A 14,492-nucleotide genomic window follows, 5' to 3' on the forward strand; every position below is an offset into this window, starting at 1 on the left:
GCAGATCCATCCCACGCAGACCCAACCCGCCCCACCACCGACGACCTGAGAGGGGTCCGACACAGATGGGTGTTCTTCCCCGCCGCCGCCTGGCGGCGATGGCCCTCGTGGCCACCACCATGCTGCTCACCACTGCCGCCTGCGGCGGCGACGACGAGGCCGCCGACGGCGGACCGATCACGCTGACCGTCGACGTGTTCGGCCAGTTCGGCTACGAGAAGCTCTACCAGGAGTACATGGCCGCCCACCCCGGCGTGAAGATCGTCGAGCGGGGCACCGGCGGCAACCTCGACGAGTACTCCCCGAAGCTCACCCAGTGGCTCGCCGCCGGGAAGGGCGCCGGCGACGTGGTCGCCATCGAGGAGGGGCTGCTGGTCGAGTACAAGGCCAACCCGCAGAACTTCGTCAACCTGCTCGACCACGGCGCCGCCGACCTCAAGGGCAACTTCCTGGAGTGGAAGTGGAACGGCGGCATGACCGCCGACGGCAAGCAGCTCATCGGCCTCGGCACCGACGTCGGCGGCATGGCGATCTGCTACCGCAAGGACCTCTTCGCCAAGGCCGGCCTGCCCACCGACCGGGAGGCCGTCTCCAAGCTCTGGCCGACCTGGCAGGACTACGTGAAGGTCGGTGAGCAGTTCAAGGCGAAGAACACCGGGGCGTCGTTCCTGGACGCCGCCACCAACACCTTCAACACCATTCTGCTCCAGACCGCCGGCAACACCTCCGGCTACAGCTACTACGACACCAGCAACAACCTGGTGGTCGACAGCAACCCGGCAGTGAAGCAGGCGTACGACACCACCGTCGACATCATCGACTCCGGCCTCTCCGGCAAGTACGGGGCCTGGTCCGAGGAGTGGGTCTCGGCCTTCAAGCAGGCCAAGTTCGCCACGATCGCCTGCCCGGCCTGGATGACCGGCGTCATCGAGGGCAACGCCGGCCCGGCCGCCAAGGGCAAGTGGGACATCGCCCAGGTGCCCGGCAACGGCGGCAACTGGGGCGGGTCGTACCTGGCGGTGCCGAAGCAGAGCAAGCACCAGGCCGAGGCGATCGAGCTGGCCAAGTTCCTGACCAGCGCGAAGGGTCAGATCGGGGCCTTCCAGGAGAAGGGCCCGCTGCCCTCCTCCCCGCAGGCGCTGGACGACCCGGCGATCGTCGGCTCCACCAACGCGTACTTCTCCGGCGCCCCCGTCGGCAAGATCTTCGCCACCGGCGCGAAGAACCTGAAGCCGGTCTACATGGGCCCGAAGAACCAGGCCGTCCGCACCGAGGTGGAGAACGCCGTCCGCACGGTCGAGCTGGGGCAGCGCAGCCCCGAACAGGGCTGGACCGACGCGGTGAACAACGCCAAGAAGGCCGCCGCCAAGTAGTCCGAGCCAGACGTGCGGGCGGGCCCCGAGGACGGGGTTCCGCCCGCACGGCGGAAAAGGAGTTCACGGCATGGCCGTCCAGCTCGACGCCCGGCCGCCGGTCGCACCGGCACCGCGCCACGCCCGCTCGTCCCGGGCCAACCGGCTCGCCCGGTTCGACACGAAGTACTCGCCCTACCTCTACATCGCACCGTTCTTCCTGCTCTTCGCGGTCTTCGGGCTCTACCCCCTGGCGTACACGTTCTGGGTCTCGCTGCACGAGTGGGACCTGCTCGGCACCAGCCCCACGTTCATCGGCGCGCAGAACTACACCCAGCTGATGACCGACCCCGACTTCTGGCACGCGGTCGTCAACACGCTCGGCATCTTCGTCATCTCCACCGTCCCCCAGCTGCTCGCCGCCCTCTGGCTGGCCAACCTGCTCAACCGGCAGCTGCGGGCGCGGACCACCTGGCGGATGGCGGTGCTGGTCCCGAACGTGACCTCGACCGCCGCCGTGGCGATCGTGTTCGCGGTGCTCTTCGGCCGCGAGTTCGGCATGATCAACTGGCTGCTCGACCACGTCGTGATCGACGCCATCGACTGGAAGTCGAACCGCTTCGCCGCCTGGGTGGCCATCTCCACCATGGTCGACTGGCGGTGGACCGGTTACAACGCGCTGATCTTCCTGGCCGCCATGCAGGCCATCCCGCGGGACCTGTACGAGTCGGCCTCGATCGACGGTGCGGGTCGATCGAGGCAGTTCTGGTCGATCACCGTGCCGCTGCTCAAGCCGACGATCATCTTCGCGGTCATCATCTCCACCATCGGCGGGCTGCAACTCTTCACCGAGCCCCGGCTCTTCAACTCCGGCACCAACGCGATCCGCGGCGGACCGCTGCGTGAGTCACAGACGGTGACCATGTACATGTTCGAGAACGCCTTCGCGCCGAACTACAACTTCGGCTACGGCTCCGCCGTCGCCTGGCTGCTCTTCGCGCTCATCGCGGTGGTCGCGGCGATCAACGTGCTGGTCCTCCGCCGGCTCGGCGGCGGCACCCGGAAGGAAGAGGACTGATGACCCGGATCTGGTCCGCCGGACGGCTCACCTACCTGGCCCTGACCCTCACCGCCTTCCTGTCGATCTTCCCGATCTACTGGATGTTCGTGGTGGCCAGCCGGTCCAGCGACGCGATGGGGCAGGTGCCCCCGCCGGTCACCCCCGGCGGGAACCTCGGCGCCAACATCGCCCGGCTCTTCGCCAACACCGACGCGTACTTCCTCACCGGTCTGATCAACTCGGCGATCGTGGCGGTCACCGTCACCGTGTCGGTGGTCTTCTTCTCCACCCTGGCCGGGTTCGCCTTCGCCAAGCTGCGGTTCCGGGGACGCAACGCGCTGCTCATGGTGATCATCGCGACGATGATGGTGCCGACCCAGCTCGGGGTCATCCCGCTCTACATGCTGATGACCAAGCTGAACTGGAACGACCAGCTGCCGGCGGTGATCGTCCCCGCGCTGGTGACCGGGTTCGGGGTGTTCATGATGCGCCAGTACGCCGGCCAGGCGGTCAGCACCGAGCTGATCGAGGCGGCCCGGATGGACGGCTGCAACACCGCCCGGATCTACTGGAACGTGGTGCTGCCCGCGCTGCGCCCGGCCGCCGCGGTGCTCGGCCTGCTCACCTTCATGACCACCTGGAACGACTTCCTCTGGCCCTACGCTGTGCTCAACGACCCGGAGAACCCCACCGTGCAACTCTCCCTGCGGGCGCTGTCGGACGGCTACTACCAGGACATGTCCCAGGTGTTCACCGGGACGGCCATCGCCACTCTTCCCCTGTTGTTGGTCTTCGTCGTGTTCGGCCGCCAGATCATCGGCGGCATCATGGAAGGTGCGGTCAAGGCGTGAGCGAACTGCGATTCCCCGAGAACTTCGTCTGGGGCGCGGCCACCGCCGCGTACCAGATCGAGGGCGCGGTCCGCGACGACGGTCGCGGCCCGTCGATCTGGGACACCTTCAGCCGTACGCCCGGAAAGGTCTTCCAGGGGCACACCGGCGACGTGGCCTGCGACCACTACTTCCGGTACGCCGACGACGTGGCCCTGATGGCCGAGCTGGGGCTGCAGGCGTACCGGTTCTCGGTGGCCTGGCCGCGGATCCAGCCGGACGGCACCGGGCCGGTCAACCCGCGCGGCCTGGACTTCTATGACCGGCTCACCGACGCGCTTCTCGACCGGGGCATCGACCCGATCGTCACGCTCTACCACTGGGACCTGCCGCAGACCCTCGAGGACCGGGGCGGCTGGACCAACCGGGAGACCGCCGAGCACTTCGCCGACTACGCGGTCGCGGTGCACGCCCGGCTCGGCGACCGGATCCGTACCTGGACCACGCTCAACGAGCCGTGGTGCTCGGCCTACCTCGGCTACGGCAACGGGGTGCACGCCCCCGGCCGGCAGGACGCGGGGGCGGCGTTCAGCGCCGTACACCATCTGCTGCTGGGGCACGGCCTGGCGGCCCGGGCGCTGCGCGCGGCCGGCGCGGAGATCGTCGGGATCACCCTCAACCCGGCGGACGTGCAGCCCGCCGACCCGGCCAGCGCGGCGGACGCCGCGGCGGTACGCCTGGTCGACGGCCTGCACAACCGGATCTTCCTGGACCCGCTCACCGGCGCCGGCTACCCGGACGACGTGCTGGAACACGTCGCCCGGCTGGTCGAGCCGACGTTCGTCCGGGACGGCGACGAGAAGATCATCGCGGCGCCGCTGGACCTGCTCGGGGTCAACTTCTACTCCCCCACCTACGTCGCGGGCCGCCCGGACGGGGCGGGCGGCGGCGGGGCGTACCCGGGCACCGAGGGCACCGTGGAGTTCCTCCCGCCGACCGGTCCGCTGACCGACATGGGTTGGATGATCGAAGCGGCCGGGCTGACCCGGCTGCTGGAGCGGATCGGCCGGGACTACCCGGGGCTGCCGCTGCTGATCACCGAGAACGGGGCGGCATTCCCGGACAAGGCGGGCACGGAGGAGGCGGACGGGCCCGGCCAGGTGCTGGACACCGACCGGATCGCCTACCTGGACGGCCACCTGCGCGCCGCGCACGAAGCCATCGCCCGGGGGGTCGACCTGCGCGGTTATCTCGTATGGTCGTTGCTGGACAACTTCGAGTGGGCCGAGGGCTACCGGAAGCGGTTCGGGATCGTCCACGTCGACTACCTGAACCAGCGGCGCACACCGAAGTCCAGTGCCCGGTGGTACCAGGAGGTGATCTCCCGGAACGGGCTGTGACGAGATGGTGGTTACGGGGATGACGACGGCACAGCGACCAACCCTGGAGGCGGTCGCCCGGCGGGCCGGTGTGTCCCGGGCGACCGTCTCGCGGGTGGTGAACGGCTCCACCACCGTTGCCGAGCCGATCCAGGAGGCGGTCCGCCGGGCGGTCCAGGAGCTGGGGTACATCCCCAACCTGGCCGCCCGCAGCCTGGTCACCCAGCGGACCGACTCGATCGCCCTGGTGATGCCGGAGGCGGCCACCCGGGTCTTCTCCGACGACCAGGTCTTCCCGGGCATCATCCGGGGCGCGGCCCAGGAGCTGGAGGCGGCGGACAAGCAGCTCGTGCTGATGCTGGCCGGCTCGCCGGCCGGGCACGACCGGGTCGAGCGGTACACCACCGGCCGGCACGTGGACGGGGTGCTCTTCGCCTCGCTGCACGGCGAGGACCCGCTTCCCGGCCGGCTGGCCCGGCTCGGCATCCCGGTGGTGTGCAGCGGTCGACCACTCGACGGCGCCGACGTGCCGTACGTCGACGTGGACCACGTCGGCGGGGTCACCGAGGCGGTACGGCACCTGATCCGGACCGGTCGCCGACGGATCGCCACCATCGCCGGCCCGCAGGACATGGTCGCCGGCATCGAGCGGTACGTCGGCTACCGGGACACGGTCGCCGCGGCGGGACTGCCGGAGATGGTCGCGTACGGGGACTTCACCCGGGAGTCCGGGGCGACCGCGATGCGGCAGCTCCTCGCCGCTTACCCGGACCTGGACGCGGTCTTCGCGGCCTCCGACCTGATGGCGCACGCCGCCCTGCGCACCCTGCGCGAGGCGAGCCGCCGGGTGCCGGACGACGTGGCGGTGATCGGCTTCGACGACATCGAGACGGCGGCCTACACCGAGCCGCCGCTGACCACCGTCCGGCAGCCGATAGTCGAACTCGGCCGCCAGATGACCCGGCTGCTGCTGGCGCTGGCCGCTGGTGAGTCGGTCGAACGCGCCGTGGTGCTGCCGACGGAACTGGTGGTCCGGCAGTCCGCCTGACCAGCGGCGCCTGACCGACGCCGATCGGCTCGCCCGCTCTTCTGCGCACCGCCCGGCACTGCCCATCCCCGGCCGCACTGCCGATCCCCGGCCGGCCTCCGGTCGGCCTCCGGTCGGCCTTCGGTCGGCCTTCGGTCGGCCTTCGGTCGGCCTTCGGTCGGCCTTCGGTCGGCCTTCGGTCGGCCTTCGGTCGGCCTTCGGTCACCGACGGTGACTTTCGGCCGAGGCGGCCCCCATCACCTCGGATCCTTTGCTCTGCTGCTGCGGAGGCAACAGTCACACCCTGTCATCACCCTGCCGGTTCCGACAGGCACTCGGCACAGAGAAATCCCTGCTCATATTCGGTGTTGCGGTGGCGGCAGCAGAGCAAAGCGTCCGAGGGGAGAGTCGGGCGGGTGGCGGGGCGTCACCATCAGTGATGCGGGCCCATATTCGCAGAGAGTGACGGCCGAGATCCGGCCGGCAATTGCGTCGCGCGCCAACCCCGGCCGGCCTACCCTTGCCGGCATGCCTGATCCCCTGCGCCACGCGACCACGCCCCAGGGCACCTTGGCGGGACGCGTGCTGATCCGCACCGCCCGGCCGGAGGACGCGCCGGGGGTGGTGGCGCTGCGGGCGCTGGTCCACCCGTATCTGGTGCGCGGGGTCGAGTCGACCCGGCGGATGATCGCCGAGCCGCCGCCCGGGGAGGACTGGACGGCCTGGGTCGCCGAGGCGGACGGGCAGGTGGTCGGCTGGGCGTCGGCGTACCGGAACAGTCAGACCTCCGAGCCGGACTTCGGCGAGATCTCCACCCTGCACGTCCACCCGCAGCACCGGGGACGGGGCGCGGGGACGGGGTTGCTCACCGCCGCCCTGGCGCACCTGCGCTCGATCCGCGCCCGTCGGGTGCTCACCTGGGCGCGCGAGGAGTCCCTGCCCTTCGCCCGCCGGCACGGCTTCGCGCCGAGCCGCGAGCTGCGCTACTCGGCGCTCGACCTGCGGCCGGCGCCGCCGATGCCCGAGCCGCCGCCGGGCGTACGGCTGCTTTCGGCGGCCGAGCTGGACCCGCGCCGGATCCACCGGGCCGACGTCGCGTCGGCCGCCAGCGAGCCTCGGGACGTGCCGTCGGACGCGGTCGGCTACGACATCTGGCGGTACGAGATCTGGGAGAACCCGGGGCTGGACCGGGACGCCAGCACCGCCGCCGAGATCGACGGCGAGCTGGCCTCGTTCAGCCTGGTCAAGCGGGACGGGGACCGGTTGTGGTCCGACTACACCGGCACGGTGCCCGAGTACCGGGGACGTGGCCTGGCCCGGCTGGTCAAGCAGGCCGCCCTGCACAGGGCCGCCGGCGGCGGGGCACGGGTCGCGTACACCTCGAACGACGCGGCCAACGCGCCGATGCTGGCGGTGAACACCCGGCTCGGCTACCGGCCGGTAAGATCCCAGTGGACCTGCCTGCGCGACCTCGACTGAGCGGCGTCAGGTCGACTCGGCGACCCGGACCGCGGTGGCGCACGTGTCGGCGCCGAACAGCACCAGCCGGGCCTCGACGACGTTGACCGGCGTGGCGGCCCGCAGCACGGTCAACGCCTGGCGGACCGCGTCCTCGACCGGCCAGCCGTAGACGCCGGCCGAGATCAGCGGGAAGGCCACCGTGACCGCGCCCAGCCCGTCGGCGACCGCCAGACTGCTGGCGTAGCAGTCACGCAGCAGCGCCGAGCGGTCCTCGGTGGCCGAATGGACCGGCCCGACGGTATGCACCACCCAACGGGCCGGCAGGTCACCGGCGGTGGTGGCGACCGCCTGGCCGGTGGGCAGCCCCCGGCCGTACCGAGAGGCGCGCAGCGCCCGGCACTCCGCCAGGATCGCCGGTCCGCCCCGGCGGTGGATCGCGCCGTCCACGCCCCCGCCGCCGAGCAGGGACGAGTTGGCCGCGTTGACGATCGCGTCGACCCGCTGGGCGGTGATGTCCCCCTCGACCAGGGTGATCTCCATGTCAGCGCTCCTCAATGTGCTGTCCGAGCGACCGGCGGGTCAGCAGGGTGGCCCCGGCGACGGCGGCCGGCATGACCAGCACCGCGCCGAGCGGGATCAGGAAGCAGAGGAAGACCGCCACGCCGAAGCCGAGCGCGGTCGGCCGGTCCGCCTTCAGCATGGCCCGCCGGTCCAGCAGCCGCAGCCCACGCCGGGAGAACGGCGCGCCGACCAGCTCCACGGCGAGCAGCCAGCCACCGACCGCCGCGCCGATCACCGGCACCACGGTCTGCCCGACGACCGGGATGAACCCGGCGGCGAAGAGCGGAACGCCGATCAGCACCGAGAGGCCGACCAGCCGCAGCGAGTCGACGACACTGCGTCGCACCGACGCCCAGAGCGGCACCTCCACCGCGCCCGGGGTGCCGCCCAGCCGCTCCTCCACCCGCTCGGAGATCCGCTCGTAGAACGGGTCGCCGATGGCCAGGGTGACCGCGGTGAAGGTGACGACCCCGAGCAGGCCGCCCAGCCCGAGGAAGGCCAGCCCGGCGATCACCCGGACCAGGCTGCGGCCGGTGGTCGACCAGTCGTCGGCGAACGGGGTGACGACCGCGGCCAGATCGTCCACGAAGTACACCAGGGCGGCGAGCGCGCCGACGAAGAGCGCGCCGGAGATCAGCGCCGGCACCACGCCGAGCAGCATCAGCCCGGGGCTGCGGACGTACAGGCCCAGGCCACGCAGGAGCAGGCCGACACCGGAGAAGAAACGGCCGACGGCGCCGGTGACCGGCGCGGCGATGCTGCGGGGTGCGTCCACGACCGCAGAGCCTAGTGGCCGGCGGCCACCCCGGCCGGGCAGCCGCGAGGCAGGATGGAGCGGTGCGGGCGTCCCGGCTGATCTCCCTGGTGCTGCTGTTGCAGTCCCGGGAGGCGATGACCGCCGCCGAGCTCGCCCGCGAGCTGGAGGTCTCCGAGCGGACCGTCTACCGGGACGTGCTGGCGCTCTCCGCCGCCGGGGTGCCGGTCTACGCGGACCGGGGCCGGGCCGGCGGCTACCGGCTGCTCGGCGGCTACCGGACCCGGCTGACCGGGCTGAGCCGGGACGAGGCGGAGGCGCTCTTCCTCTCCGGCCTGCCCGGCCCGGCCGGCGACATGGGGCTGGCCGACGCCGTGGCCGCCGCCGAGCTGAAGGTGCTCGCCGCGCTGCCACCCACCCTGCGGGACGCGCCGGCCCGGGCCGGGCAGCGGTTCCACCTGGACGTGCCGGGCTGGTTCCGGGAGTCGGCGCCGCCGCCTTCGCTGGCCGAGCTGGCCCGGGCGGTGTGGCGGGACCGGGTGGTCGAGCTGCGCTACCGGCGCCGCGACCGGGAGGTCGTCCGGCGGGTCGAGCCGTACGGGCTGGTGCTCAAGAGCGGGACCTGGTACCTGGTCGGGCGGGTCGGCGACGCGACGCGCACCTACCGGGTGGACCGGGTGGTCGGGGTCGAGGTGGGCGAGGCGGGCTTCACCCGGGACGAGGGCTTCGACCTCGGCCGCTACTGGCGGGAGCAGGCCGAGGCGTTCCTGCGCGACATGCTCGGCGACGAGATCACCGTCCGGCTCAGCGCCGCCGGCCTCCGCGCGCTGCGCTTCATCGCCGAGGCCCCCTTCGCGTACGACGAGGCGGTGGCCGCCGCGGGCGAGCCCGACGGGCAGGGGTGGGTGACCACCCGGCTGCCCGTCGAGTCGGTCGCCGTGGCGTACGACCTGATGCTCCGGCTCGGCCCCGAGGTGGAGGTGCTCGACCCGCCCGAGCTGCGGACCCGCCTGGCCGACGCGGCCGCCCGGCTCGCCGCCCGCTACGCCGGCCCCGGCGGTCAGCGGTAGCCGGTGTCGTCGGCGGGCTTGCCGGTCAGCAGGACCTCGTCGTAGTAGCGGGACCAGTGCGGCCGGGTGCCGTCCAGGTCGGTGAAGCCGTACACCTGGGCCAGCCCGCCGCTGTCCACGGACTTCCCGTTCCAGCGGCCCCGGTCCGGGTCGGCGGCCAGGGCGGCGACCGCGCGCCCGACGAAGGCCGGCGTCTCCGACATGACGAAGTGCTTGTCCTTCGCCGCCCCGTCGCGCCAGTTCGCCTCGGTGACCCCGAAGTGCTCCAGCATCGCCTCGGAGCGGATCCAGCCGGGAGTGAGCGCGACGGCGGTGCATTCGTACGGCTTCAGCTCGTGGGCCTGGCAGAAGGCGAGCCGGTTCACCGACACCTTGGCCAGGTCGTAGAAAATCGAGAGCCGGTAGTTCGCGTCGTTGTACTCCTTCGTGCCGTCGCCGATCTCCACCACCAGGCCGCCGGGGCGTCGGATCAGCAGCGGCAGGGCGAAATGGCTGGTGATGATGTGGGTGTCCACCGCCAGCCGCAGCGTGCGGAAGCCGGCGTCGAGCGGCTGCTCCCAGACCGGCTTCTCCCAGGCGATCAGCGGGTCGGCGCCCCACACGTCGTTGACCAGCACGTCGAGCCGGCCCTGTTCGGCCTCGATCCGGGCCACCAGGTCGCGGACCTGTTCGGGCACGAGGTGGTCGACCCGTACCCCGATGCCGGTGCCGCCGGCGGCGGTGACCAGCTCGGCGGTCTCCTCGATGGTCTCCGGCCGGTCCATCTCGGAGCGCCCGGCGCGGGTGCTGCGGCCGGTGGCGTAGACCGTCGCGCCGGCCGCGCCGAGCTGGATGGCGATCTGCCGGCCGGCGCCCCGGGTCGCCCCGGCGACCAGCGCGACCTTCCCCTTCAGCGGTGTCGTCGTCATGCCGTCGAGCCTGTCAGCGATACCTGACAGCCGAAGTCCGGTTTCGCGGATCGGGTGTGTTGGGTCATGCTCCCCGGATGCACCTGCTGCTCTCCGGGATCGTCGGCTCGGTCGCGTACGGGCTCGCCGGGCCGGGCTCCGACGTGGACCGGATCGGCGTCTTCGCCGCGCCGACGGTCGCCTTCCACGGCCTGCACCCGCCGCGCGGGTCGGTGGTCACCACCGACCCGGACGTCACCCTGCATGAGGCCGGGAAGTACGCCACCCTGGCGCTGAGCGGCAACCCGACCGCGACCGAGCTGATGTGGCTGCCGGACGACTGCTACGAGACCCGGACGGAGTTCGGCGAGCGGTTGATCGCCATCCGGTCGGCGTTCCTCAGCGCGCCCCGGGTCCGCGCCGCCTACCTCGGGTACGCCAGCCAGCAGTTCCGGAAGCTGACCACCCGGGACTCCTCGGCAGGTGGCCGGCGGCGCTCGGCGAAGCACGCCCGGCACCTGGCCCGGCTGCTGCACCAGGGGCGGCTGCTCTACGCCACCGGTGTGCTGGAGATCCGGCTGGCCGACCCGGAGTGGTTCCGGGCCTTCGGCGAGCGGGTCGCCCACGGCGCGCTGGACGAGGCGGAGGCGCTGGTCGCCGCGGCGGAGCGGGACTTCGACCGGATCCACACCCCACTGCCCGAGCGGCCGGACGAGGCCACGGTGGAGCGCTGGCTGCTCGACGTGCGGGCGGCCCACCTGCCGCCGGCACTCAGCGGGGGTGAACCGCGCGGCTAGTCGGCCAGCCGCACCCGGACCCGACGGTTCGCCCGGCCCTTGCTCTCCACCTTGACCACCTGGACCTTGCCGATCTGCGCGGTGGAGGCGACGTGGGTGCCGCCGTCGGCCTGGACGTCCAGCCCGACGATGTCGACGATCCGCACCTCCTGCTCGTCGGGCGGGATCAGGTTCGACTGGGTACGGATGATGTCCGGCAGGGCGAGCGCCTCGTCGCGGGGCAGCACCCGGACGGCGACCGACCGGTCGGCGGCCACCTCGGCGTTGACCAGCTCCTCGATCCGGCTCTTGAAGTCCGGCGGCACCTCGGGGAGGTTGAAGTCCATCCGGGCCTCTCCGGGCTCCATGTTGCCGCCGGTGACCAGCGCGCCGAAGTCGCGGAACACCACCCCGCAGAGCACGTGCAGCCCGGAGTGGGTGCGCATCAGCATGGTCCGCCGGTCGTCCTCCACCGCCCCGGTGACCGTGGTGCCCGGCGGCGGCACCGGATCGCCCTCGGCGGGGATCAGATAGAGGTCGTCGCCCTTGCGGGTGCCGACGATCCGGGTCTGTACGCCCTGCCAGAGCAGCACCCCGTGGTCCGGCGGCTGACCGCCGCCGCCCGGGTAGAAGGCCGACCGGTCCAGCACGATGCCCTGGTCGGGATCGGCCGCCAGCACCGTGGACTCCCACTCCCGCAGGGTGGGGTCGGCGAGGTCCAGACGGTGGGTGCGGCCGTGGTGTGTGACGCCCATGACAGGCGACGTTACCCGTTGAGGAAGCTCGAGATCCGCTCCCGCAGGTCGGCGCGTTCCGACCAGAGCACGCCGGGTCGGTCGTACACGTGCAGGGTGGCCTGCGGCAGCGCGGCGGCCAGTTCCTCGGCGACGTGCGTCGGGTGCAGGTCGTCGCCGGCGCAGCCGATCACCAGCGCCGGGGCGGTGACCGTGGCGAGCGCGGCGACGTCCCGCAGCGGCGCCTGCTCCGGCAGGTCGGCCAGCCCGGGGGCGAGGCCGTCGCGGAGCAGCTGGTCGAGCCGCTGCCGCAGGTACGCCCAGCCGGCCGGGGTGTTGCGCACCGCGGGGGGCACCTCGAGCGAGACCACGTCCGCCACCGCGGAGGCGTCCCCGTCGGCCACCGCGTCGAGCAGGTCGGTCAGCCGTTCCCGGGCCACCGGGCCGCGCGGCCTGTCGAGCACCGCAGGTAGGAAGAAGACCAGCTTGTCGAAGCGGTCCGGGCTCTCCACGAGCAGCCGGCAGAGCGCCCCGGCGCCGAGACTGGCCCCGAACGCCCGGGTCGCGCCGGCCAGGTCGGCGACGGCCCGCAGGTCGCGGGCGAGGTCCAGGTAGCTCCACGGGCCGGGCGGGGCGTCCGAGCGACCGTGCCCGCGGAACTGGAAGAAGATCTTGCGACCGGTGACGCCGCTGCCGAACGGGCGGGTGGTGGCGATGCCGTTGCCCAGCCCGTGGGCGAAGACGGTGACCGGGTCACCGATGCCGGTGACCAGCCGTTCCAGCCGTACGCCGTGCGGGGTGGCGACCAGCTCGGTCTCCGGCTCCGGCAGCGCCGGCCGGCCCGTCCGGGGCGCCCCGGGCCCAGGACCCCAGGTGCGGGGCCCGCCGTCGGGCGGCGGGGGCCAGCGGAAACCCCTCACCAGAACCCTTTGCCGTCGTGCAGGTCACGCAGGCCGACCCGGACGTCGAGCAGGTAGATCAGGCCGGCCGCGATGCCGATCAGCCCGAAGATGCTCAGCGCGCCGAACCCGAGCAGGATCAGCACCATGCAGACCGCCAGGATGGCGATCCAGCCGCCCTTCGGCAGCGTGCCGATCGCCGCGAAGGCGTCGGACCGCTGGGTGATGGCGTGCACCAGGGCGACGGCCAGGAGGATCAGCGCGAAGACGAGCAGGATCCGGTCGATCAGGTCGACGACGGCGAAGGCGAAGATCGGCGCGGCGATGGCCATGCCGGCCAGCATATGCCGACGACCCCGGAATCGTCCGCCAGGACGCTTCCGGGGTCGTCGATTGGGAAGGTCACTCGGCGGCCGGGCGGGTCCGCTTCGTGGTCTTCGGCAGCTTGGCCGACGGGGTCTCGGCGGTCACCGCTGCGGCCTTGGGGGCCCGGGTGCGGGTGGTCTTCGCGGCGGCCGGCTTGGCCTCGACGACCTCGGCGACCTCGGCCGGGGTCGGCACCTCGGTCTTCACCTCGGGGGTCGCCACCTCGGCGGTCTTCACCGCGACCGGCACGGTGGCGTCGGTGGCCTCGATGTCGGCGTTCACCGTGTCGGCGGCCTCCAGCACGCCAGCGCCGACCACGCGCTCGCCCCGGGCGATCAGCGCGCCGTACGCGGCGAGGGCCCGCTCCTGGGCGGCCTGCGCACCGGCCAGCACGACGGCGGCGTTGCGGGTGGCGGCGTCGCGGAGCTTGTCCAGGTCGAGGTCGGCCGGGACGGCCTTCTCGCGCAGGCCGGTCGCGGTCAGGTTCGCGGTACGCAGCGTCTCGGTGGCCTTCTGGCGCAGCTCGAAGCCGGTGACGACGGCCTTGCCACCGAGGTCGGTGACGACCTTGGTGCCGTCGTTGACGACCCGGTTGCCCAGCTCGGTCACCACGGTGGGGAGCTTGCGGAGCTGCTGGTAGGCCAGCTCGCCGGCGCCTGCGGCGGCGTAGAGCGGGGCCGGGATGCGGTTGGTCTTCGGCTGGGTCATGACTTCTCCTCCTCGGCCGCGGCGGCGGCCTTGCTGGCGGGGGTACTGGTGGTGGGGGCGGGCGCCGGGCCGGCCTCGGTGACGGCGACCGACTCGAGGACGGCCTCGGTCGGGGTGCCCTCCGCAGTGGTGGGTCCGGTGGCGGCCGGGGTGACGGTGGCCGCGGCGGCGGTCGGCTCCGTCGGCGTCGCGACCTCCGGCACCGGGGCGGCGGGCGTGCCCTCGGCGGCCTGCTCGGCCGCGGCGGTGGCCTCGGCGAGTCGGACGTTCTCCCGGCGGAAGGTCTCGTAGATCTGGCTCAGCGACTGCCGCTGCGCCATCGTCAGGTCGGGATCGACGGCGATCGCCGCGAGCACTCCCTGACCCTCCTTGTCGTCGAGCAGCCCGGCGCGCAGGTACATCGCCGGGGTGGAGACCCGCAGCGCGCTGGCGAGCTGCTGAAGCACCTCGGCGCTCGGCTTCCGCAGCCCGCGCTCGATCTGACTGAGGTACGGATTGCTCACCCCCGCCTGCTCGGCGAGCTGGCGCAGCGAGATCTTGGCGTTCCGGCGGAGGTCACGGATGAATCCGCCGACGTCGGGTAGATCCTTGGGTGCGGCCATGAGCCCAACGGTAGTCGCCGCCGCTA

16 protein-coding genes are annotated in these 14,492 nt (G+C 72.5%); 8 read left to right on the forward strand and 8 right to left on the reverse strand.

Going from position 1 to position 14,492, the window contains the following annotated elements; genetic code table 11:
- Nucleotides 1–65 precede the first annotated feature (65 nt).
- The 6 genes from AC5RWQ_RS24660 to AC5RWQ_RS24685 all read left to right on the forward strand — a co-directional run bounded on the left by AC5RWQ_RS24660 (nt 66) and on the right by AC5RWQ_RS24685 (nt 7,127).
- Entirely contained in the window at nt 66–1,373 is a 1,308-nt protein-coding gene (locus AC5RWQ_RS24660) for an ABC transporter substrate-binding protein (RefSeq protein ID WP_494285025.1), read from the forward strand.
- A 70-nt stretch (nt 1,374–1,443) separates the two neighbouring features.
- On the forward strand, nt 1,444–2,430 hold the full coding sequence (locus AC5RWQ_RS24665) for a carbohydrate ABC transporter permease (RefSeq protein ID WP_494285026.1): 987 nt from the start codon (nt 1,444–1,446) through the stop codon (nt 2,428–2,430).
- Nucleotides 2,430–3,263, forward strand: coding sequence for a carbohydrate ABC transporter permease (locus AC5RWQ_RS24670; RefSeq protein WP_494285027.1), 834 nt, complete (start codon nt 2,430–2,432; stop codon nt 3,261–3,263). The genes AC5RWQ_RS24665 and AC5RWQ_RS24670 overlap by 1 nt, the downstream gene beginning before the upstream one ends.
- Complete coding sequence (locus tag AC5RWQ_RS24675; RefSeq protein WP_494285028.1) at nt 3,260–4,642, forward strand: GH1 family beta-glucosidase; 1,383 nt, start codon at nt 3,260–3,262, stop codon at nt 4,640–4,642. The genes AC5RWQ_RS24670 and AC5RWQ_RS24675 overlap by 4 nt, the downstream gene beginning before the upstream one ends.
- Nucleotides 4,643–4,661: 19 nt before the next feature.
- Complete coding sequence (locus AC5RWQ_RS24680) at nt 4,662–5,669, forward strand: LacI family DNA-binding transcriptional regulator (RefSeq protein ID WP_494285029.1); 1,008 nt, start codon at nt 4,662–4,664, stop codon at nt 5,667–5,669.
- 561 nt (nt 5,670–6,230) lie between these two features.
- On the forward strand, nt 6,231–7,127 hold the full coding sequence (locus AC5RWQ_RS24685; RefSeq protein WP_494285067.1) for a GNAT family N-acetyltransferase: 897 nt from the start codon (nt 6,231–6,233) through the stop codon (nt 7,125–7,127).
- A gap of 6 nt (nt 7,128–7,133) precedes the next feature.
- Here the strand turns inward: AC5RWQ_RS24685 and AC5RWQ_RS24690 are convergent, their stop codons facing one another.
- On the reverse strand, nt 7,134–7,649 hold the full coding sequence (locus AC5RWQ_RS24690) for an O-acetyl-ADP-ribose deacetylase (protein WP_494285030.1): 516 nt from the start codon (nt 7,647–7,649) through the stop codon (nt 7,134–7,136).
- 1 nt (nt 7,650) lies between these two features.
- Entirely contained in the window at nt 7,651–8,445 is a 795-nt protein-coding gene (locus tag AC5RWQ_RS24695) for an EI24 domain-containing protein (RefSeq protein WP_494285031.1), read from the reverse strand.
- A 62-nt stretch (nt 8,446–8,507) separates the two neighbouring features.
- On the opposite strand from AC5RWQ_RS24695, the gene AC5RWQ_RS24700 reads away from it, so the two are divergent.
- Nucleotides 8,508–9,494 (forward strand): helix-turn-helix transcriptional regulator, encoded by a 987-nt coding sequence (locus tag AC5RWQ_RS24700; protein WP_494285032.1) that lies wholly within the window; start codon nt 8,508–8,510, stop codon nt 9,492–9,494.
- Here the strand turns inward: AC5RWQ_RS24700 and AC5RWQ_RS24705 are convergent.
- Nucleotides 9,485–10,402, reverse strand: coding sequence for an SDR family oxidoreductase (locus AC5RWQ_RS24705; protein WP_494285033.1), 918 nt, complete (start codon nt 10,400–10,402; stop codon nt 9,485–9,487). The genes AC5RWQ_RS24700 and AC5RWQ_RS24705 overlap by 10 nt on opposite strands.
- A 77-nt stretch (nt 10,403–10,479) precedes the next feature.
- On the opposite strand from AC5RWQ_RS24705, the gene AC5RWQ_RS24710 reads away from it, so the two are divergent.
- Nucleotides 10,480–11,178, forward strand: a complete 699-nt coding sequence (locus tag AC5RWQ_RS24710) for a nucleotidyltransferase domain-containing protein (RefSeq protein ID WP_494285034.1) — start codon at nt 10,480–10,482, stop codon at nt 11,176–11,178.
- On the opposite strand, the gene AC5RWQ_RS24715 is transcribed toward AC5RWQ_RS24710, so the two are convergent.
- The 5 genes from AC5RWQ_RS24715 to AC5RWQ_RS24735 form a co-directional block, all read right to left on the reverse strand.
- Nucleotides 11,175–11,912, reverse strand: a complete 738-nt coding sequence (locus AC5RWQ_RS24715) for an alanyl-tRNA editing protein (protein ID WP_334486949.1) — start codon at nt 11,910–11,912, stop codon at nt 11,175–11,177. The two genes, AC5RWQ_RS24710 and AC5RWQ_RS24715, sit on opposite strands and share 4 nt — an antisense overlap.
- Nucleotides 11,913–11,923: 11 nt before the next feature.
- Nucleotides 11,924–12,811 carry an alpha/beta fold hydrolase gene (locus AC5RWQ_RS24720; protein ID WP_494285035.1) on the reverse strand — a complete coding sequence of 296 codons (888 nt, stop codon included), beginning with the start codon at nt 12,809–12,811 and terminating at the stop codon, nt 11,924–11,926.
- A complete protein-coding gene (locus AC5RWQ_RS24725) occupies nt 12,808–13,122 on the reverse strand; it encodes a DUF2516 family protein (RefSeq protein WP_334486945.1) in 315 nt (104 codons plus the stop codon). Before AC5RWQ_RS24725 ends, AC5RWQ_RS24720 begins: the two co-directional genes overlap by 4 nt.
- A 70-nt stretch (nt 13,123–13,192) precedes the next feature.
- Nucleotides 13,193–13,864 (reverse strand): hypothetical protein, encoded by a 672-nt coding sequence (locus tag AC5RWQ_RS24730; RefSeq protein WP_494285036.1) that lies wholly within the window; start codon nt 13,862–13,864, stop codon nt 13,193–13,195.
- The gene (locus tag AC5RWQ_RS24735; protein WP_494285037.1) at nt 13,861–14,466 is read right to left on the reverse strand and encodes a helix-turn-helix domain-containing protein; all 606 of its coding nucleotides are present in this window, start codon (nt 14,464–14,466) and stop codon (nt 13,861–13,863) included. The genes AC5RWQ_RS24730 and AC5RWQ_RS24735 overlap by 4 nt, the downstream gene beginning before the upstream one ends.
- Between the last annotated feature and the right edge of the window lie 26 nt (nt 14,467–14,492).

This window comes from Micromonospora sp. BS32, assembly GCF_059089345.1.

Coding starts and splice junctions, on each gene's coding strand:
- AC5RWQ_RS24660 (WP_494285025.1), top strand. CDS start 66: ATGGGTGTTCTTCCCCGCCGCCGCCTGGCGGCGATGGCCCTCGTGGCC.
- AC5RWQ_RS24665 (WP_494285026.1), top strand. CDS start 1,444: ATGGCCGTCCAGCTCGACGCCCGGCCGCCGGTCGCACCGGCACCGCGC.
- AC5RWQ_RS24670 (WP_494285027.1), top strand. CDS start 2,430: ATGACCCGGATCTGGTCCGCCGGACGGCTCACCTACCTGGCCCTGACC.
- AC5RWQ_RS24680 (WP_494285029.1), top strand. CDS start 4,662: ATGACGACGGCACAGCGACCAACCCTGGAGGCGGTCGCCCGGCGGGCC.
- AC5RWQ_RS24690 (WP_494285030.1), bottom strand. CDS start 7,649: ATGGAGATCACCCTGGTCGAGGGGGACATCACCGCCCAGCGGGTCGAC.
- AC5RWQ_RS24705 (WP_494285033.1), bottom strand. CDS start 10,402: ATGACGACGACACCGCTGAAGGGGAAGGTCGCGCTGGTCGCCGGGGCG.
- AC5RWQ_RS24710 (WP_494285034.1), top strand. CDS start 10,480: ATGCACCTGCTGCTCTCCGGGATCGTCGGCTCGGTCGCGTACGGGCTC.
- AC5RWQ_RS24715 (WP_334486949.1), bottom strand. CDS start 11,912: ATGGGCGTCACACACCACGGCCGCACCCACCGTCTGGACCTCGCCGAC.
- AC5RWQ_RS24725 (WP_334486945.1), bottom strand. CDS start 13,122: ATGGCCATCGCCGCGCCGATCTTCGCCTTCGCCGTCGTCGACCTGATC.
- AC5RWQ_RS24730 (WP_494285036.1), bottom strand. CDS start 13,864: ATGACCCAGCCGAAGACCAACCGCATCCCGGCCCCGCTCTACGCCGCC.
- AC5RWQ_RS24735 (WP_494285037.1), bottom strand. CDS start 14,466: ATGGCCGCACCCAAGGATCTACCCGACGTCGGCGGATTCATCCGTGAC.